This is a genomic window from Limisphaera sp. 4302-co (genome assembly GCF_049537155.1).
Lineage (GTDB): Bacteria > Verrucomicrobiota > Verrucomicrobiia > Limisphaerales > Limisphaeraceae > Limisphaera.
Window position 1 is genome coordinate 174,815 of record NZ_JBMVQZ010000001.1, and the last position, 17,479, is coordinate 192,293.

17 protein-coding genes are annotated in these 17,479 nt (G+C 67.2%); 11 read left to right on the forward strand and 6 right to left on the reverse strand.

All coding sequences use genetic code 11. The annotated features are described in order from the left end of the window. Nucleotides 1-21 precede the first annotated feature (21 nt). The 8 genes from ACPDIX_RS00610 (at nucleotide 22) to ACPDIX_RS00645 (ending at nucleotide 6,893) form a co-directional block, all read left to right on the forward strand. Entirely contained in the window at nucleotides 22-1,491 is a 1,470-nt protein-coding gene (locus ACPDIX_RS00610) for an anthranilate synthase component I family protein (protein ID WP_423429827.1), read from the forward strand. Next, complete coding sequence (locus tag ACPDIX_RS00615) at nucleotides 1,488-2,324, forward strand: aminotransferase class IV (RefSeq protein ID WP_423429828.1); 837 nt, start codon at nucleotides 1,488-1,490, stop codon at nucleotides 2,322-2,324. The genes ACPDIX_RS00610 and ACPDIX_RS00615 overlap by 4 nt, the downstream gene beginning before the upstream one ends. Nucleotides 2,325-2,469: 145 nt before the next feature. After that, a complete protein-coding gene (locus ACPDIX_RS00620) occupies nucleotides 2,470-3,345 on the forward strand; it encodes a LysR family transcriptional regulator (protein ID WP_423429829.1) in 876 nt (291 codons plus the stop codon). A gap of 233 nt (nucleotides 3,346-3,578) precedes the next feature. Beyond that, nucleotides 3,579-4,073, forward strand: a complete 495-nt coding sequence (gene coaD / locus ACPDIX_RS00625; protein WP_423429830.1) for a pantetheine-phosphate adenylyltransferase — start codon at nucleotides 3,579-3,581, stop codon at nucleotides 4,071-4,073. Continuing rightward, nucleotides 4,070-4,561, forward strand: coding sequence for a YceD family protein (locus ACPDIX_RS00630; RefSeq protein WP_423429831.1), 492 nt, complete (start codon nucleotides 4,070-4,072; stop codon nucleotides 4,559-4,561). The genes coaD and ACPDIX_RS00630 overlap by 4 nt, the downstream gene beginning before the upstream one ends. A 10-nt stretch (nucleotides 4,562-4,571) precedes the next feature. Further along, nucleotides 4,572-4,760 (forward strand): 50S ribosomal protein L32, encoded by a 189-nt coding sequence (gene rpmF, locus ACPDIX_RS00635; RefSeq protein ID WP_423429832.1) that lies wholly within the window; start codon nucleotides 4,572-4,574, stop codon nucleotides 4,758-4,760. Nucleotides 4,761-4,815: 55 nt separating this feature from the next. Continuing rightward, nucleotides 4,816-5,859, forward strand: a complete 1,044-nt coding sequence (gene plsX, locus ACPDIX_RS00640) for a phosphate acyltransferase PlsX (protein ID WP_423429833.1) — start codon at nucleotides 4,816-4,818, stop codon at nucleotides 5,857-5,859. Next, nucleotides 5,856-6,893 (forward strand): beta-ketoacyl-ACP synthase III, encoded by a 1,038-nt coding sequence (locus ACPDIX_RS00645; RefSeq protein ID WP_423429834.1) that lies wholly within the window; start codon nucleotides 5,856-5,858, stop codon nucleotides 6,891-6,893. The genes plsX and ACPDIX_RS00645 overlap by 4 nt, the downstream gene beginning before the upstream one ends. Before the next feature lie 141 nt (nucleotides 6,894-7,034). On the opposite strand, the gene pgl is transcribed toward ACPDIX_RS00645, so the two are convergent. Beyond that, a complete protein-coding gene (gene pgl, locus ACPDIX_RS00650; RefSeq protein ID WP_423429835.1) occupies nucleotides 7,035-7,769 on the reverse strand; it encodes a 6-phosphogluconolactonase in 735 nt (244 codons plus the stop codon). Further along, a complete protein-coding gene (gene zwf, locus ACPDIX_RS00655; protein WP_423429836.1) occupies nucleotides 7,766-9,313 on the reverse strand; it encodes a glucose-6-phosphate dehydrogenase in 1,548 nt (515 codons plus the stop codon). Before zwf ends, pgl begins: the two co-directional genes overlap by 4 nt. 165 nt (nucleotides 9,314-9,478) lie before the next feature. Here zwf and ACPDIX_RS00660 point away from each other — a divergent pair, with 165 nt between their 5' ends. The 3 genes from ACPDIX_RS00660 (at nucleotide 9,479) to ACPDIX_RS00670 (ending at nucleotide 12,181) form a co-directional block, all read left to right on the forward strand. Continuing rightward, nucleotides 9,479-10,150 (forward strand): nucleotide exchange factor GrpE, encoded by a 672-nt coding sequence (locus ACPDIX_RS00660; protein WP_423429837.1) that lies wholly within the window; start codon nucleotides 9,479-9,481, stop codon nucleotides 10,148-10,150. An 18-nt stretch (nucleotides 10,151-10,168) separates the two neighbouring features. Then, the gene (gene dnaJ, locus ACPDIX_RS00665) at nucleotides 10,169-11,317 is read left to right on the forward strand and encodes a molecular chaperone DnaJ (protein ID WP_423429838.1); all 1,149 of its coding nucleotides are present in this window, start codon (nucleotides 10,169-10,171) and stop codon (nucleotides 11,315-11,317) included. A 99-nt stretch (nucleotides 11,318-11,416) separates the two neighbouring features. After that, complete coding sequence (locus ACPDIX_RS00670) at nucleotides 11,417-12,181, forward strand: RsmE family RNA methyltransferase (protein ID WP_423429839.1); 765 nt, start codon at nucleotides 11,417-11,419, stop codon at nucleotides 12,179-12,181. 48 nt (nucleotides 12,182-12,229) lie between these two features. Here the strand turns inward: ACPDIX_RS00670 and ppk1 are convergent, their stop codons facing one another. From ppk1 to alr, 4 genes are all read right to left on the reverse strand, one after another. Beyond that, complete coding sequence (ppk1, locus tag ACPDIX_RS00675; RefSeq protein WP_423429840.1) at nucleotides 12,230-14,467, reverse strand: polyphosphate kinase 1; 2,238 nt, start codon at nucleotides 14,465-14,467, stop codon at nucleotides 12,230-12,232. Nucleotides 14,468-14,589: 122 nt separating this feature from the next. After that, nucleotides 14,590-15,318, reverse strand: a complete 729-nt coding sequence (locus ACPDIX_RS00680) for a zinc ribbon domain-containing protein (RefSeq protein ID WP_423429841.1) — start codon at nucleotides 15,316-15,318, stop codon at nucleotides 14,590-14,592. A gap of 44 nt (nucleotides 15,319-15,362) precedes the next feature. Beyond that, complete coding sequence (locus ACPDIX_RS00685; protein ID WP_423429842.1) at nucleotides 15,363-16,214, reverse strand: hypothetical protein; 852 nt, start codon at nucleotides 16,212-16,214, stop codon at nucleotides 15,363-15,365. Further along, entirely contained in the window at nucleotides 16,211-17,455 is a 1,245-nt protein-coding gene (gene alr, locus ACPDIX_RS00690; RefSeq protein WP_423429843.1) for an alanine racemase, read from the reverse strand. Before alr ends, ACPDIX_RS00685 begins: the two co-directional genes overlap by 4 nt. Between the last annotated feature and the right edge of the window lie 24 nt (nucleotides 17,456-17,479).

The window sequence follows — 17,479 nt, forward strand, 5'->3', positions numbered from 1 at the left end:
GCGTCAAGGGACAAAGATAGCATGCCGATGCAGGTGCGCATCCTCGATTGGAAGGGGGCGCCGACCCCGGAGGAGCTGGCTGCCCGGGTCGTGGACGAGCCGGGGACGATTCTGTTGCAGGGCGGCTGGCCTGATGCCCGGCAGGCCCGGTTTTCCTTCCTGGTCACCCGGCCTTTTCTGAGCGTGTCGGTCTGGGGATCGCGGATCGAATGGTGCGGCCGCGATGCCGGCAGCCGCTGCGGACCGGCGGGGGTGGTTTATGGAAACCCCTGGCAATGGCTGCAGGCATTGTGGTCCCGATACGAGCTGCCTGACGAGCCGGACCTGCCGTTTCCCTTGGGCGGGATGTTCGGGTTCTGGGGGTATGGACTGGGCCGGTTCGTGGAACCGTCGGTCGTCCCGCGTGCCTGCAGGGATCTGGAGCTGCCGGATGCATGGGTCGGCTTGTACGAGAGCCTGGTCTGTTGGGACCATCTGCTGGGCAAGACCTGGGTGGTGGCCACGGGACTGGGACCGGACGGTTCGCGCTCGAGCCGGCGGGCGCGGGAACAGATCGCCGGCTGGCAGGCGATCGCTGAGGAACGTGTCCCGGGGGAGCCGGAAGGGGAACCGGCACCCTGCGGTCCGGTCCGGTCCAGCCTGGGCCGGCAGGGATTCGTGCGGTCGGTCCGGCGGGCACTCGAGTACATCCGACTGGGGCACATCTACCAGGTGAACCTTTCGCATCGGTTGACGGTATGCGGGAGGGTCCGGGCTTGGACCCTGTACCGCCGGATGCGCTCCGTTACGCCGGCACCGGGTTCGGCGTATTTGAACGGCGGATCGTTTCAATTGGTCTCCGCCTCGCCGGAACTGTTTCTTCGCATGAGCGGCGCGCACATCGTCACGCGCCCCATCAAGGGCACCCGCCCGCGGGGCGACGACCCGGAGTCGGACCAGGCCCGAATGCGGGAACTTCGGTCCAGTCCCAAGGAGAACGCCGAGCTGGTGATGATCACCGATCTGCTGCGGAACGATCTGGGCCGGATCTGCGAATTCGGATCGGTGTGCGTGCCGGAACTGGCCTGTGTGGAGAGTCATCCGCAGGTGCATCACCTGGTCTCCACGGTGGAAGGACGACTGCGGCCTGAAGTGTCGCATCTGGAGGCGTTGGCGGCCGTGTTCCCGGGCGGCAGCGTCACGGGCGCGCCGAAGGTGCGGGCCAGGCAGATCATCGAGGAGCTGGAGCCGGTGCACCGGAGCTTCTTCACCGGCGCCCTCGGCGCTCTGGGATTCAACAGGGAGAGCCGCCTGCAGATGATCATCCGCACGGCATGCTGCGAAGGGGGGCGGATCCATCATCCGGTGGGGGCCGGGATCGTCGCCGATTCGGACCCGGAAGCCGAATACGAGGAGACGCTCGCCAAGGCGCGTGGATGGTGGGAGGCGCTGCAGGCGGGTGCGGCACGGGATCGAGACCTGGTGAATCTCACCGGGGCGCGCGTACCATGATGGTCTTTCTGAACGGGCGGTTCCTTCCTGTCGGGGAGGCAAGGGTGCCGGCCCTGGACCGCGGATTCCTGTACGGGGACGGCATCTTCGAAACGTTGCGGGTGGTGGACGGGCGGCCGTTTCTGGCTGCCGAACACCTGCGGCGCTTTCGGGCCGGGGCGGCTTTTCTGGGGATCCCGCTGGCATGGTCCGACGCGGAGCTGGCCGGGGTGTGGCAGGAACTTTTCCGGCTGAACCACGCCCGGGACGGCGTGTTGCGAATGACGCTGTCGCGCGGCCCCGGACCACGCGGGTACTCGCCGCGTGGAGCGGGACCGCCCACCTTGCTGGTCACGCTTCATCCCGCGCCCCCGGCAACGGGTGCACCCGCGGGCTGGCGCGTGGTCACTTCGCGCATCCGGGGAACCGGCCCCCGGATGCTCGCCCCCTACAAGGTTTGCAACCGGCTTCCGCAGATCCTGGCCCGGGCCGACGCGGACGCCGCGGGGGCCGACGAGGCGTTGATTCTGGACGAGGCAGGCCGGGTGGTGGAGGGGGCCAGTGCCAACGTATTCTGGGTCAGGGGCGAGGAGCTCTGGTCACCGGGACCGCACGAGGGCGCCCTGGACGGCATCACACGACGTTGGGTGGCGGACCACTGCAGAAAGCTGGGTTGGACGGTGCGGGAGGGGACGCTCCCGCTCGAGCAGGTGCGGGATGCACAGGGTCTCTTCTTCACCCTGAGCAGCCTGGGCCCGGTGGAGGCTTGCGAACTGGATGGCCGCCCCCTCCCGCGATGGCGGGGATTCTCCGAACTCCGAAGGGCCTACGAGGCGGCCCTTCGGACGCTTTGAACCGGGGTTTTCGCCCGCCGCCCCGGGCACCGGGCGCCCGGCTTAGGGCAGGCCTGCTCCTTTCCGGAGACCGCCCGGATCATTAAATAACATGATTGACTGATTGCCTCAATTAGCCTCTACTTTCCTTATGCAAATCGAAAGTTTGAAAGTTTTCTGTGATTTGGCGGAGACGGAGAGCTTCACGAAGGCGGCTCAGATCAACGGCGTGACGCAGTCGGCGGTCAGCCAGCAGATCAGCTCGCTGGAGCGGCAGTTCAAGTCGCTGTTGATCGAGCGGAGCAAGAAGCGGTTCCGGCTGACGCGGGAAGGGGAGGTCCTTTATCAGTACAGCAAACAGATCATTGCCACCTACGAGGCGCTCCATCACAAGCTGCAGGAGCTGAAGGACATCATTTCCGGCACGGTCCGGGTGTCCACGATTTACAGCATCGGCCTGCACGACCTGCCGCCGTACATCAAGCAGTTCATGAAGACCTATCCCACGGTGACGGTGCAGGTGGACTACCGCCACGCCGATCAGGTGTACGAGGACGTGCAGGGCAACGTGGTGGACATGGGGCTGGTGGCGTATCCGTGGCGGGACAACAAGCTGGAGATCATTCCGCTGCGGAAAACGCCAATGGTGGTCATCTGCGCGCCGGATCATCCGCTGGCGAAGGCGAAGAACCTCAAACTGAAGGCGCTGGAGGGGGAACGGTTCGTGGGATTCCGCCCGGACATTCCCACGCGCAAGGCGTTGGACCGTGCGATGCGCGAGCAGGGGGTCTCGGTTCGGTACGTGATGGAGTTTGACAACATCGAGACGGTGAAGCGGGCCGTGGAGATCGGCGCCGGCATCTCCATCGTGCCCCGGACCACCGTGTCCCAGGAGGTCGCCAACAAGACGCTGGTGGCCATTCCGCTGGAGGACGGCCGGATCGAACGGCCCATGGCGGCGATCATCAAGAAGAACAAGGTGCTCTCACCCGCGATGAAGCATTTCCTGGAGCTGCTGAAGCAGGAGTTGCCCCAGGGCTGAAGCCCGGCGCCCGGTCCGGCCGTCCGGGTGGCTGCGGTGTGCCGCGGCCCGGGGCATGGCAGGGGCCGGGCGTGAAGCAGCGGGGCCAAGGCACGGGACCGGGCATCCGGAGCTCGACCCGGGAACTGCGGGCTGCCCGGCTTGGTGCGGGCGGAGCCGGGGCAGTTTGCGGGGCCGGGGTCCGTCTGCCTTTGTCGTTGGGAAGCCGCCGGGGGCGTGCTACATTGCGGCGCATGCGACTGGTGGTCTATGCGGGGAGTTTCGACCCCATCACCAACGGCCATGTGGACGTGGCGGAGCGTGCGGCCCGCCTGTTCGACCGGGTCGTGGTGGCGGTGGCGCGGAATGACGGCAAGAACCCCCTCTTCACCATCGAGGAGCGGCTGGCGCTGGTGCGGGAGGCCATTGCGCACATTCCCAATGCCGAGGCCGATGCGTTTGGCGGGTTGCTGGCCGATTATGTGCGGCGGCGCGGAGCGCAGGCGGTCGTGCGCGGGTTGCGGGCGGTCTCGGACTTCGAGTGGGAATTCCAGCTGGCGTTGATGAACCGGAAATTGAACGAGGCGTTCGAGACCATTTTCATGATGCCGAACGAGAGCTACACCTTTCTGAGCTCGCGGATGGTCAAGGAGATTGCCGCGTTGGGAGGTGAGATCCGTCCGTTCGTGCCGCCGGTGGTGGAGCGGGCCTTGCGGCAGAAACTGCAGGTTCGGAGGAACGAGTCATGAAACCGCTGCAGGTGAGTCTGGAACGGCTGGTCCGGGAGGACATCCGTCTGGCGGGCACCCTCACGGCCGAGGAACTCGAGCTGGAGACCCGGGACGCGATGATTGCCGTGGGCGGGCCCCTGCGATATGCGCTTCAGGTGAGCCGGGTTTCCCACGACCTGTTGCTGGAAGGCCGGCTGGAGTTGGAACTGGACTGTACATGTGTGCGCTGTTTGCGTCCGGTGCGGCATCGGGTGCTGCTGGAACAGTGGCGCTGCGTGGTGCCGCTGACCGGGCCGGAACGGGCGATTCCGGAGGGTGACCTGGTGGACTTGACCCCCTACGTGCGCGACGATATTCTGCTGGCGTTTCCGCTCCATCCGTTGTGCGAGCCGGGATGCCCCGGACTGTTGCATTCGGAGCCGGGGAGGGCTGCCCTTGCGGATCCTTGGAAAGGATGGGCCGCGCCCTCGGTCTGGTCCAAGCTGGACGAGTTGAATTTGGAATAAAGGAAGGCTTATGGGTGTACCGAAACGCAAACCGTCGCGCAGCCGGCAGCGGATGCGCCGGGCTTACAACAGTGTGATGAGGCTGCCGCAGTTGAATCCCTGCCCTCAGTGCGGGGAACCGACGCGGCCGCACCGGGTCTGCCCCGCGTGCGGATATTACAAGGGCCGTCAGATTGTGAGTGTCACCGCCGGCGATTGAGCGGCTGGCGGGCGGAGAGGGCGGCGGTAGCGGTGGTTACCGCCGCCGTCGCTTTATGCGGATTGCGGTCGATGTCATGGGGGGCGACCACGGCCCCGGTGTGGTGATCGGAGGACTGCGGATGGCGCTTCGGTCCGGGTTCCGGCCGGGCGTGGTGTTTCTGGTGGGGCAGCAGGACCGGATCGAGCAGGAGCTGCGGGATCAGGGGCTGCAGGATGACTGTCTCCGGGTGGTCCACGCGGCGGAGGTCCTCACCATGGACGACCGTCCGGTTCAGGCGCTGCGCCGCAAGCCGGATTGTTCCATCATTCGCGCCCTGGAGCTGGTGGCAGCCGGAGAGGCGGATGCGGCCATTTCCATGGGCAACACCGGCGGGATCTTTGCCGCGGCGACCTTCAAGCTGGGTCGATTGCCGGGTGTGGACCGGGGCGCGATTGCGGCGGTGATACCCACCCCCGAACGGGCGTTCGTCCTGGTGGACGCCGGGGCGAACATCGAGTGCAAGCCGCTGCATCTGGTCCAGTACGCGGTGATGGGCAGCGTCTATGCCCGGGAGGTGCTGCAGGTGGCCTCTCCGCGTGTGGGGCTCATGAACGTGGGCCGCGAGGACGGCAAAGGCAACGAACTGACCCAGGAGGCGTTCAAGTTGCTGAAGCGGACCCCGCTGAATTTCGTGGGCAACATCGAGGGACACGATCTGTTTGCCGACCGGGTGGATGTGGTGGTGTGCGACGGGTTCGTGGGGAATGTGATCCTGAAAACCTGTGAAAGTCTGGCCCTGGCGATGTTCGGCATGCTCAAGCGGGAGTTGAACCGCAATTTGAAGCGGCGGTTGGGGGCCATGCTGGCCGGCAACGCGTTCCGCACGCTGCGGCGGCGATTGGACCCGGAAGCCTACGGCGGCGCGCCGCTGCTCGGCTTCCGGGGCACGGTGTTGAAAGTCCATGGTTCGGCTCGCGAACGGGCCTGGTGCAGCGCCCTGCTGATCACCGCCCAGACCCTCCGCCATCACGTCCGTGAAACCATCGCCGAGCAGATCGCCGCCACCAACGCACTGTTGGAGGATCGGCCGGCCCCATCCGCCCCCAGCCTGCCATGACACCGCCCACCGCCGGTCGGGTCCGCCACCCGCGCGCGCAGCATCAGTTTCTCGGCCGCACCTGTTCCATCACCGGGGTGGGCAGCTACGTGCCTGCCCGCGTGCTGACGAACGCGGACCTCGAAAAAATGGTGGAGACCACCGACCAGTGGATCACCACCCGGACAGGCATCAAGGAAAGGCGCCTGGCGGCCGAGAACGAATTCACCAGCGACATGGCCACCGAGGCCGCCCGGCGCGCCCTTCAAAACGCCGGCGTGCCCGCCGAGGCGGTGGACCTCATCATCGTCTGCACCATCACACCGGACATGCCCTTTCCCGCCACGGCCTGTCTGGTGCAGGCGCGCATCGGCGCCACACGCGCGGCGGCGTTTGATCTCGAGGCGGCCTGCTCCGGTTTCCTCTACGGTCTGGAGGTCGGACAGCAGTTCGTGATCTCCCGGACCTGCGACACGGTCCTGGTCATCGGCGCCGAAAAGCTTTCGTCCATCATTGACTGGACGGATCGGAACACGTGCGTGCTGTTCGGCGACGGTGCCGGTGCGGTGGTGCTCCAACACCGACCCCACTCCCACGGACTGTTGACCACCGTGATGGGAGCCGACGGAAGCCGGGCCGACGCCCTCTGCATGCCGGGCGGGGGCAGCCGATGCCCGGCCACCGCACAGTCCGTGGCCGCGCGGCTTCATTACCTCCGCATGGACGGCCGCGAGACCTTCAAGAACGCCGTCACCGCCATGCACAAGGCGGCGCAAGCGGCCCTGGACCGTTGCGGACTGCGCGTGGAGGATCTGAGGTGCATCATTCCCCATCAGGCCAACCGCCGGATCATTGACGCGGTGGCCGAACGGCTCGGAGCCCGGCCCGAGCAGATGTTCGTGAACCTGGACCGCTACGGCAACACCTCGGCTGCTTCGGTGGTCATCGCCCTGGACGAGGCGGTGCAGGCCGGACGCATCCGGAAGGGCGACCTGGTGATGCTGGTGGCCTTTGGAGCCGGCCTGACCTGGGCGGCGGCCATTGTGGAATGGTGATTCGGCCGGGCGAAACCGCCACGTTGCCTTCTGCATCGTGTTTCGTGCGGGACTTTCCCGGCTGGCTTCCGCCATACCCGGGGTCACCGCGTGCTGACAGCCCCTGCTGGCAGGGCCGACCTGCGTGGTGCGGCGGGTGGCTCAGGAGGGCAGGGCTGCCTTCTCCACGAAGAGGCGGGTGCCGGACCGAAGCTGCAGCAGTCGTCCCAAGGGCACCTCGTCGTCGCCCTTCAACGCCCGTTGGAGCGCCGCACCCTTGCCCGGCCCGGAGACCAGGACCCATACCGTTTGTGCCGCGGCGAGAGCCTCCCAGGTAAGCGTGACCCGGTCCGGTGGTGGCTTGGGCGCGCCTCGGACACCGGCGAATGCCGCGTGTGGACGGGGAACCTCAACCGGCACACCGGGAAACAACGAGGCTATGTGTCCGTCCTCACCCATGCCCAGAAGGACCAGGTCCAGGACCGGGACGTCCGGTTGTCCGAACCCGAGGGCCTGCCGCAGTTCTTCGTCCGCCTGACGGGCGGCGGCGACGGGATCGCGGGCACAGGGGACCGGGTGCCGCCGCTCAGCGGGCACGTTCAATGGATCCAGGAGGTGGAGGCGCGCGAGCCGGTAATTGCTCCGGGGATCGTCATGTGGCAGGAGCCGTTCGTCTGCCCAGAACCAATGCACGGTGTCGCGCCAGCCGGTCTCCATTTCCAGGTGCGATCGCAAGGTGTTGAAGAGAGGGACGGCAATCCGCCCGCCGGAGAGCGCCACTGCCACGCGGGATCCGGTGGTGTGGAGGTGACGGAGCCGGGCGGTCAACTCACCGGCCACGGTGGCGGCCAGGGCGGCGGCGTCGGGAAACGTGGCCAGATCGTACGATGATTTCACGGGATCCAGAGGGGTTCGTGCCAGGTGTGGCCCATGGCGGCGATCATGGTGTCGGCGGCCGGCGGTCCCCAGCTGCCGGCCGGGTAGAACTCGGAGTCTGTGAGGGGCCGGTCTTCCCACCCGGCGCGGAGGCAGTCGGCGATGGCCCAGGCGGCCTCGATTTCGTCGCGACGGAGGAAGAGCGTGGCGTCGCCGGCCAGGGCGTCGCGGAGGAGTCGTTCATAGGCCTCCGGCGTGTAGGCGCCGAACTCTGCGTTGTAATCGAAATGCATGCGCACGGGCCGGGCGCGCAGGTCCAGTCCGGGGACCTTGCCGTTGAAGCGGAGGGAGATTCCTTCACGCGGCTGGAGCCGCAGGGTGACGGCGTTGGGGGCCGGTGTGGGGGAGCATTGGGCGGCGAAGAGGACGTGCGGCGTGGGCCGGAACTGGATGCGCACCTCGCTGACGGTGCGGGCCAGGCGTTTGCCGGTCCGGAGGTAGATGGGCACACCACTCCAGCGCCAGTTGTCCAGGAACAGCCTCGCGGCGACATAGGTTTCCACGCAGGAATCGGGTCGGACGCGCGGTTCCTCCCGGTAGGCGGGCACCGCCCGGCCGTCCACCTGGCCGGCGGTGTACTGGCCACGGACGACGTGTCGGGCGGCCTGGTCGGGCGTGTAACGCCGCACGGAACGCAGGAGCTTGACCTTTTCGTCGCGGATGGATTCGGCCTCCAGGGAGACGGGCGGTTCCATGGTGACGAGGGCCAGGACCTGGAGGAGGTGGTTTTGCAGCATGTCGCGGAGGGCGCCGGCCTCCTCGTAGTAACCGGCGCGGTCGCCCACGCCGGCGGTCTCGCTGACGGTGATCTGGATCTGTTCGATGGCGTCGCGGTTCCACAACCGTTCGAACGCCGCGTTGGAGAACCGGAACATCATGATGTTCTGGACGGTCTCCTTGCCCAGGTAGTGGTCAATGCGGAAGAGTTGTTCCTCCGAAACGAAGCGGGCCAGGGTCTCGTTCAGCGCGCGCGCCGAGGCCAGATCATGTCCGAACGGTTTCTCCACGACGATGCGTTGCCAACCCTTGTCGGGGCGGGACTGAACCAGGCCCTGCCGGTGCAGGTGCTCCACCACTTCGGCGAACTGGCTGGGGCGGGTGGCCAGGTAGAAGAGGATGTTGTGTCGGAGTTCGTCGGACTCGGCCTCCTGCAGGCGTCCGGCCAGGAGACGATACGTCTCGGGCTCGTCGAGGTCGCCCCGGCAGTAGAAAATGCGCGCGGCGAAACGTTCCCACTCCTGGTCGGACGGCCCCGGCGGGCGGCCGTGTTTTTGGACTGCCGCACGCAGTTCCTCGCGCCACGAGTCGTCGGTGTAGGGACGGCGGGCCACGCCAATGATACGGAAGGGGTCCGGCAACTGCCCGGCTTGGAAGAGGTGAAAAAGTGCGGGCATGAGTTTGCGGCGGGTCAGATCGCCGCTGGCTCCAAACAGGACGATGGAACAGGGTTGAACCGGCTGTTGCCCCTGTCCGATGACGCACGAGCTGATGAGGCTTTCCTCCATAGCACAAACGGGTCAAAAGATGTGGATAAATGCGGCCGATGCAAGCCGTTCCGTCCGTGCGCGTGGAAACGGCCGCGTGAGGCGGGCGGCACCGGCGGTTGCCCCCCGGGCGTGGATGGCCTATTCTCTCAGTGTTTGAACTGGAAGCGTTTTTGGAAGATGGCGATGCAGGACCCACAATCGAAACCCGATCAGGACAAGGAGTCGCAAACTGCCGCGGCGGCGGCGCAGGGGGAAGGTCCCCGGGAGACCGCTCCGGCTGCCCCGGCCGGAGAGGAGGTGCAGGCGGTGGGCGCGTCTTCTTCGGGGGACGGCCAACCGGTCACGCTGACGGCGCAGGAGTTCGAGGACCTGCGCCGGCGAGCGGACCAGGCCGAGGAATTTCGCGACCGGCTGCTGCGGACGGCGGCGGATTTCGACAATTACCGGAAACGGACCGCCCGCGAGAAGCAGGAGGTTCTGGACCATGCGCATCAGGCGCTGCTGACGAAGTTGATTCCGGTCCTGGACAGCTTCGAAGCGGCCCTGGCGGCGTTGGGCTCGCCGGAGAAACCGGCCCAGGACAAGCTCGAGGAGGGTGTTCGGTTGGTTTGGCAACAACTGAGATCGGTTTTGCAGGAGGCGGGTCTGACCGAGGTTGACGCCACGGGGCAGCCTTTCGATCCGTCCCTTCACGAGGCGGTGGCTGTGGAGGAGCGAACCGATGTGCCGGACCATCACGTGGTCCGGCAAATCCGCAAGGGCTACAAGCTGCGGAACCGACTGCTGCGCCCGGCCAGTGTGGTGGTGGCGCAGGCGCCCAAGAAGGAGCAACCCGGCACGGCTTCCGCCAACTGAACCGAGTTCCGCTGAACCATGGCCAAGCGGGATTACTACGAGGTCCTCGGGGTGGATCGGAACGCCTCGGTCGAAGAGATCAAGAAGGCGTACCGGAAGCTGGCCTTGAAGTACCACCCCGACCGGAACCCCGGGGACAAAACGGCCGAGGAAAAGTTCAAGGAGATCGCGGAGGCTTACGAGGTCCTGAGCGATCCGCAGAAGCGGGCCGCCTATGACCAGATGGGTCATGCGGCGTTCGATCCCCGCGCACGGGCTGCCGGGGCGGGGGCCGGTTGGAGCGGCGGTTTCCACGATCCGTTCGAGATCTTCCGCGAGGTGTTCGGGTCGGCCGGTGGGACAATTTTCGACGAGTTCTTCGGAGGCGGCATGCGGGCCGATCCGCTGGCCCCCGAGCGCGGGGACGACCTGCGCTACGATCTGGAGCTGGACTTCGAGGAGGCCGTTCACGGGTGTGAGAAGGAGATCACCCTGACCAAGCCCGAACGGTGCGAGGCCTGTCGCGGGCTGGGGAGGGAACCCGGGTCCCGCACCCGCACCTGCGAGACCTGTCGCGGGCGCGGCCAGGTCTTCACCAGCCGTGGCATCTTCAGCATCGCCCAGACCTGTCCGCATTGTCAGGGGGCGGGCGTGGTTGTGGAGCGGCCCTGCCGGGCCTGCCGCGGCACGGGCCGGCGGGAGCGCACCACGCGGATCAAACTGCGGATCCCGCCGGGGGTGGACACCGGGGCGCGGTTGCGATCGGCGGGCAACGGCGAGGCCGGTTGGCGCGGCGGGCCGCCCGGCGACCTGTACGTGTTCGTACACGTCCGGCCGCACGAGATCTTCCATCGGGAGGGCGACGACCTCCTGTGCGAGGTGCCGATCAGCTTTGTGCAGGCGGCGCTGGGGGGAGAGATCGAGGTGCCCACGCTCAACGGGAAGGCGACCATCAAGATTCCGCCGGGCACCCAGCCGGGCACGGTTTTCCGGCTCAAGGGCAAGGGAGTGCCCAGCGTCCAGGGCCTGGGTCGTGGAGACCTCCATGTGCGCGTGACGGTGGAGGTGCCCACGAAACTCACCGCGGCCCAGCGCGCCAAGCTGGAGGAGTTCGCCGCCCTGTGCAGCGGACAGGAAACTCCCGGCGTGCAGCGGTTCTTCGAAAAGGCCAAACGATTCTTCCGCTGACCCGGCCGGGCTGCGCGCCCGTGCGAAAGAACGGGGCGGCGTTCCCGCAGATCCGGCGCGAGGCCGGCAGGTTCAACAATCGGGCCGGGTTCGTTCATCATGCACCGATTCTACGTGGCAACGGAGCAACTGGCGGACGAAACGGTGACGTTGTGTCCGCGGGAGACGCATCATGCCCTGCACGTGCTGCGCGTCCGGTCATCGGAGCAGGTCGAGTTGCTGGACGGGATGGGACAGGTCGCCCTGGCCGAGGTGATCGGCACCGGCCGGCGCGAGGTTCGACTCCGGGTGCGGCAGCGGCGACGGCATGCGCGCCCGCGCGGGCGGCTGACGCTGGTGGTGGGGTTGGTGAAGGGGGGTGCGTTCGAACAGATCCTGGAAAAGGCCACCGAGCTGGGCGTGGCCCGGGTGCAGCCGGTGTTCACCGCCCGCACGGTGGTGCACATCCGGCCGGCTGAGATGGAGGCGCGCCTGGAAAAATGGCGTTGGGTGACGGTGGACGCGCTGAAGCAGTGCGGGGGTCCCTGGCTGCCCGAGATCGGCAGGCCGATGCCGCTGCGCCTCTGGCTGGAACAGCGACCGGCGTTCGACCTGGAGATGTACGGTGCGCTGGGGCGTGTCGGTGCGACCTTGCGCCACCGGCTCCTTCGCTACCGCGCCGCGCACCAGGAACGTCCTCCGGAGACGGTGGCTGCGTATGTGGGGCCGGAGGGGGATTTCTCGCCGGAGGAATGCGCGGCGTTGGAGGCGGCCGGGGTGGAACCGGTGGGGCTGGGGCCGAGAGTGTTGCGGAGCGAGACGGCGGCCCTGGTGTTTGCAGCAATCGTCCGGTCGGAATTCGACGAGGACGAGGGCGGTTGCTGAGCGAGAACGGGGCGCGCCGCGGGCTTTGCGGTGGGGGGTGGCCGAAGGCTAGAACGGCCGGGGCCGGAGCTGCACTTTGGGCCAGCCCGATGGATGCCCCGGGCCGGGGCCGGTTTGGCCGGAACGGGCTCGTTCGAGGAATTCGAACTGGCTGCGGCGCGGACGCTCGCCGGGTGCGGGACGCGCATGGCGGTAGGTGCCGTCCGGTTGCAACAGCCGCGCGCGGGTGTTGTCGGCCAGGGGGAGGGCCAACAACTCATGGATGATCCGGTCGCGCAGGTTGCCGTCGAGGATGGGAAAGGTGGTTTCGATGCGGCGATGGAAGTTACGGGGCATCCAATCTGCGCTGCTGAGGTACACCTCGGGCTGCCCGCCGTTTTCGAAGTACAGAATGCGGCTGTGCTCCAGGAATCGGTCGACGATGCTGCGGACGCGAATGTTCTCGCTGATCCTGCGCAGTCCGGGACGCAGACAGCAGATGCCGCGAACGATGAGGTCGATGGACACGCCTTGTCCGGAGGCCCGATACAGTGCCTCGATCACCTCGCGGTCCACGAGGGAGTTCATCTTGGCGATGATGCGTGCGGGCAGTCCGGCCCCGGCGTGCCGGCTTTCGCGTTCGATCAGGGACAGTAGCCGCGTCTTCAGGTCGAATGGCGCCACCCAGAGCTGGCGCAGCGGTTGGAACTGCGTCATGCCGGTCAGGAGATTGAAAAGGTCGGTGACGTCTTCCCCGATGTCGGGCCGGCAGGTGAGCAGGCCGATGTCGGTGTATTGCCGGGCGGTGGTGGGGTTGTAATTGCCGGTGGCCAGGTGGACATAGCGCCGGATGCCGTCGGGATCGCGGCGGACGATGAGCGTGGCCTTGCAGTGGATCTTGTAGCCCACCAGACCGTAGACGACGTGGACGCCGGCCTCTTCGAGTTGGCGGGCCCACCGGATGTTGTTGGCCTCGTCGAAGCGGGCACGCAGTTCGACGACGGCTGCGACCGTCTTGCCGTTGCGGACGGCCTCGATGAGGGCCGCGCCGATCCGGGGATCGCCCCCGGTGCGGTAGAGCGTCTGTTTGATGGCCAGCACGTCCGGATCCTGGGCGGCCTGCTGGAGCAGCGTGACGATGCTCTCGAAGGATTCATAGGGGTGATGGAGCAGGATGTCGCGTTCCCGGATGGCGGCGAAGAGGTCGTCGCGACCCTGAAGCGCGCGGGCCACGGGCGCCACCCAGGTGGGGTGGCGGAGTTCCGGCCGGGGATGTTCGTCGTACAAGACCATCAGCCGGGCGGGGTTCAACGGACCGTCCACGAGGTAGAGGTCCTCCGGGCCCAGGCCGAGTTTTTCCAGCAGCTCGCTGCGCACCTCGGCCGGGCAGTTGCGAGCCACCTCGAGACGCACGGCTGCACCGCGCCGCCGGCGTTGCAATTCCTGCTCCACGGCGGCCAGGAGGTTGGCCACTTCTTCCTCGTCGATGTAGAGCTCGCTGTTGCGGGTGACGCGGAAGGGCCACCAGCCCTGCACCGTCCGCTCGGGGAACAAGTCGGTCAGGAAATGCCCCACAACCTCGCCGAGGAACGCGTAATCGGCCCGGCCTTCACGTCCCGGCAATCGGAGCAACCGGGGCAGGACCCGCGGCACCTCCAGAACCGCCAGGCGGGGCCCCGTGGGCTGCCGCCCGGTCCGCCCGAGCCGCACCACCAGGTTCAACGCCCGGTTCAGCAGAAGCGGAAAAGGGTGGGCCGGGTCTATGGCCAGGGGCGTGAGCACGGGTCGGATTACTGTTTGATAATACTGCTCGAGCCAGGCACGGTCCGCGTCGGTCCATTCCTTCGGGCCCAGGAAACGGATGCCCTGCCGGGCCAGCCCGGGCACCAGTTGGTTGCGCCAGCAGGCGTTGTGCTCCCGGACCATGCGCAGGACGCGGCGCCGGATCGCCAGCAGGGTCTGCCGCGGGGTCAACCCGTCCGGGCCGGTTTCGATGGACCCGGTCTCCATCTGTTGTTTGAGCCCTGCCACCCGGATTTCGAAGAACTCGTCCAGGTTGCTGCTGACGATGCAGAAGAATTTCAGCCGTTCCAGCAACGGATTGTCGGGGCGGATCGCCTCTTCCAGCACGCGATGATTGAATTCCAGCCAGCTCAGTTCCCGGTTGATGAAATGTTCGGGGCCGAACACGACCGGTTCGCCCTGCAGGGGACGGGCCGCGCGGGCCGGCTCGGCCGGCGCGCCCTTTGACTCGGCGCCGCTGTTTGTGGAGACGGCTGGGCGACGGCTTGGCGATTTGCGGCTCATGTTCGAAGGGCGGAGGTGGGCGGTCCGGGGGGAAAGGGCCGGCCTGGCCCGGGTTCGTGCTGCGGCGGGTCGTGCCACCCGGCCGCGGGCACTCCCGGCGCGAGGCGCGGGCGCCCCTGCGCTCAGTCCACCACCTCCATGTTCATCTCGCGGCTGTAGTAAAGGATCCGGCCACAGTGGGTGCAGGTGACGATGTCCTGATCGGACCGACAGTCCACCACCACCTGCGGGGGTAGCCGCATGTGACAGCCGCCGCACACACCGTGGGCGATGCCCACCACCACATTGCCGCCGCGGGTCCGCAGGAGACGTTCGTAACGTTGCCGCAGGGCGGGGTCCAGTGCCTCGGCCAGACGCGTGCGCTCGGCCTGGAGACGTTCGCCCTCGGCCTTCAGGTTCTTTTCCCGTTGCTGCAGCAGGTTTTCCTCCTCACGCACCCGGGCCTCGGTTTCCCGCAGGGCGTCCTGGGCGGATTGGATCTCTTTCTGGACCTGCTCGGCCTGTTCCATCAGGTCCAGCTCGCGATCCTCGATCTGGCGGATCGCTTCCTTCAGCCGGTTGATCTCCAAGGTGAGCGCCTGGTATTCCTCGTTTTTCCGGGTCTGCAACTGTTGCTGGCTGTAGCGCTCGATGAGCTGTTGTTTGCCTGCGACGTCCAGTTCCAATTGCCTGCGCTCGTTTTCGAGTTGGCGGAATCGTTGCCGGGCCTCCTCGAGTGTCTGGCGGGCGGTTTCGAGCCTCTCGCGCAGGGCGGCCCGTTGGGGTTCCAATTGGGCCAATTCCTCGCGCACCCGCAGCAGTTGGCGGTCCCGATCCTGAAGGATCAACAGTTGTTCCAGAGCTTCCAGCATGACGTTGCCCCGGCCAACATCCTAGTGGGCCCGTGCGGGCAGCGTCAATGCGGGGCGGGCTCGGTCGCTGAATCGTAACCGGCTGCCGCCGGGACGGAGCGGACAGTGATCCCCCACCGCTCGGCCAGATCCGCCAATGTGTCCGGGCCGAATCGTTCGCGATAATCCGGACTTTCCAGCAGATGCCCTTCCAACACGGGGCGCCGGTCCCGCTCGAGCAGATGGTGCAGCTCGTCGAGGTTGTCCGACCAGCGGAACCCGTTGAAGAACTGCACCCCTGCGAACTGGGTTTTGTAGAGGGCGCGGGCCGAGTAGCAGGTGCCCAGGTGGAGGTGGCGGAGGCCGGCCCGGGCCAGTGTGTCCACGGCGTGGGTCATCATGAACATCCCGAGCTGGGCTTTGCGCCATTCCCATTCGTAGAAGGCGTAGGAGTAGTACGCCACCAGTGGCGGCTCGAGGTAGAGGGTGGCCAGTCCCACGGTCTGCTGCCCGTTCCGCAGGCGCACGTGCAGCACATGGGTGGTCATCGGGCAGTGAAAGAGCTCGTCCAGCCGTTCCGGGGTCATGCGGCCCGGCCCGAAACGGGTCTCCGCGTAGCGGCGGCAGAGTTCCCGGTGGCCGGGCGTCCAGTCGAACCGGCTGCGCGGCAGCAGTTCGGCGTCGAAGAGCTCGGCCCGCCGCAGGATGCGACGGTTTTCCGAGGAGGGACGGTACCGGGTCAGGTCCACCCGGATCTGGCGGCAGAGGTAGAAGCGGTCCAACTGGCGGGAGGAGGGCAGAAAACCGGCGGCGAAAAAGGCGGCGGGTGTTTCGCCCGGTTCGGGAAACGCCCAGACGGCGTAGGGGAAGATGTAGTGATCGTAATCGGGTCGGGCCTCCGAGAAGAGCAGTTTCATGACGCGGGCGCGCTGTCGAGGTAGTGTCGGGGCAGCCGAGGCTGCCAGCATACCAGGGCCTCGTAAACCACCGACTGCCGCAGTGCGGCCAGATCCAGCGCGGTGATCGTTTCCGTCCCTTGGCGTCCCAGCAGGACCGCTTCCTCGCCCAGATCGGCTTCGGGAATCTCGGTGATGTCCACGGCAAAGGCGTCCATGGCGACCCCGCCCACGATGGGCGCCCGCCGGCCACGGATGAGCACGTGTCCCGCGTTGCGGACCCTGGGGAATCCATCGCCGTATCCCACCGGCAACACGGCGATGCGCCGGGGTGTGGGGGCCCGGTAGTGCATGCCATAGCCCACGGTGTCGCCGGGGCGCAGCCGTTGCAGGGCCACGATGCGGGCCTTCACCGACAGGGCCGGTTCCAACCCGGCGATTCTCCGGCACACGCGCGAGGGATAGACGCCCAACGGCAGCAGGCCGAGCCGGACCATGTCGAAATGCGCCTCCGGCAGGTCCAGGTACCCGCCCGTGTTGCACAGGTGCCGCCAGCGGGGCCGGATCCCGCACCGTTCGAGTTCGTCCAAAGCCTCTCGGAACCGCCGGAGCTGTTCGCGCGCGAAGGACTTGTCCGTCTCGTCCGACTGGGCGAAATGGCTTAGCACGCCCTCCCACTGCAGGGCCCGCTCCTGCTTCAGGGCTTCGATCATGACGCGCATTTCGTCCCAGCGCACGCCGTAGCGGTTCATCCCGGTGTTGATCTTGACATGGACGGGCACCCGCTTCTGCGCCTCCTCGGCCGCCCGGGCCAGGTGAGGCACCAGGCGTGGTTCGCCCAGCACACAGGTCAGGTTGTAACGCACGGCCCACGAGAACTCGCTCGGGTGGCGTTCGCCCAGCAGGAGGATGGGTGTCTGGATGCCGGCATCGCGAAGTTGAATCCCCTCGGCCAGGGTGGCCACGGCCAGGAACTGCGCTCCCGCGCGGATGGCCTGACGCGCGATCGGCACGGCACCGTGTCCGTAGGCATCGTCCTTGACCACGGCCAGCAACCCGAGCCCTGACGGTGCCTCCTGCCGGATGCGCGCATAATTCCGCGCCACCGCGCCGAGGTCCACTTCGACCCACGCCGGGCGGGGCGGCCCGGCCGGGGAGGTCCGCACCGGCGCACCGGTTCCGGCGGTCACCGATCGGTCTTCGGCCCTTGCCGGGCCGGTCAGGACTTCTCGTTCTGTCGCCATGTGTGTCGTCGCGCCCATGCGACCCCTCCCTGCCGCCGGTCC

Excerpts from the sequence above, each read along its gene's own strand:
- plsX (WP_423429833.1), top strand. The coding sequence starts at position 4,816 with ATGCGGATTGCGGTCGATGTCATGGGGGGCGACCACGGCCCCGGTGTG.
- alr (WP_423429843.1), bottom strand. The coding sequence starts at position 17,455 with ATGGGCGCGACGACACACATGGCGACAGAACGAGAAGTCCTGACCGGC.
- rpmF (WP_423429832.1), top strand. The coding sequence starts at position 4,572 with ATGGGTGTACCGAAACGCAAACCGTCGCGCAGCCGGCAGCGGATGCGC.
- ppk1 (WP_423429840.1), bottom strand. The coding sequence starts at position 14,467 with ATGAGCCGCAAATCGCCAAGCCGTCGCCCAGCCGTCTCCACAAACAGC.
- ACPDIX_RS00660 (WP_423429837.1), top strand. The coding sequence starts at position 9,479 with ATGCAGGACCCACAATCGAAACCCGATCAGGACAAGGAGTCGCAAACT.
- coaD (WP_423429830.1), top strand. The coding sequence starts at position 3,579 with ATGCGACTGGTGGTCTATGCGGGGAGTTTCGACCCCATCACCAACGGC.
- ACPDIX_RS00685 (WP_423429842.1), bottom strand. The coding sequence starts at position 16,214 with ATGAAACTGCTCTTCTCGGAGGCCCGACCCGATTACGATCACTACATC.
- ACPDIX_RS00645 (WP_423429834.1), top strand. The coding sequence starts at position 5,856 with ATGACACCGCCCACCGCCGGTCGGGTCCGCCACCCGCGCGCGCAGCAT.
- ACPDIX_RS00615 (WP_423429828.1), top strand. The coding sequence starts at position 1,488 with ATGATGGTCTTTCTGAACGGGCGGTTCCTTCCTGTCGGGGAGGCAAGG.
- ACPDIX_RS00670 (WP_423429839.1), top strand. The coding sequence starts at position 11,417 with ATGCACCGATTCTACGTGGCAACGGAGCAACTGGCGGACGAAACGGTG.
- ACPDIX_RS00630 (WP_423429831.1), top strand. The coding sequence starts at position 4,070 with ATGAAACCGCTGCAGGTGAGTCTGGAACGGCTGGTCCGGGAGGACATC.
- ACPDIX_RS00610 (WP_423429827.1), top strand. The coding sequence starts at position 22 with ATGCCGATGCAGGTGCGCATCCTCGATTGGAAGGGGGCGCCGACCCCG.
- dnaJ (WP_423429838.1), top strand. The coding sequence starts at position 10,169 with ATGGCCAAGCGGGATTACTACGAGGTCCTCGGGGTGGATCGGAACGCC.
- zwf (WP_423429836.1), bottom strand. The coding sequence starts at position 9,313 with ATGGAGGAAAGCCTCATCAGCTCGTGCGTCATCGGACAGGGGCAACAG.
- ACPDIX_RS00680 (WP_423429841.1), bottom strand. The coding sequence starts at position 15,318 with ATGCTGGAAGCTCTGGAACAACTGTTGATCCTTCAGGATCGGGACCGC.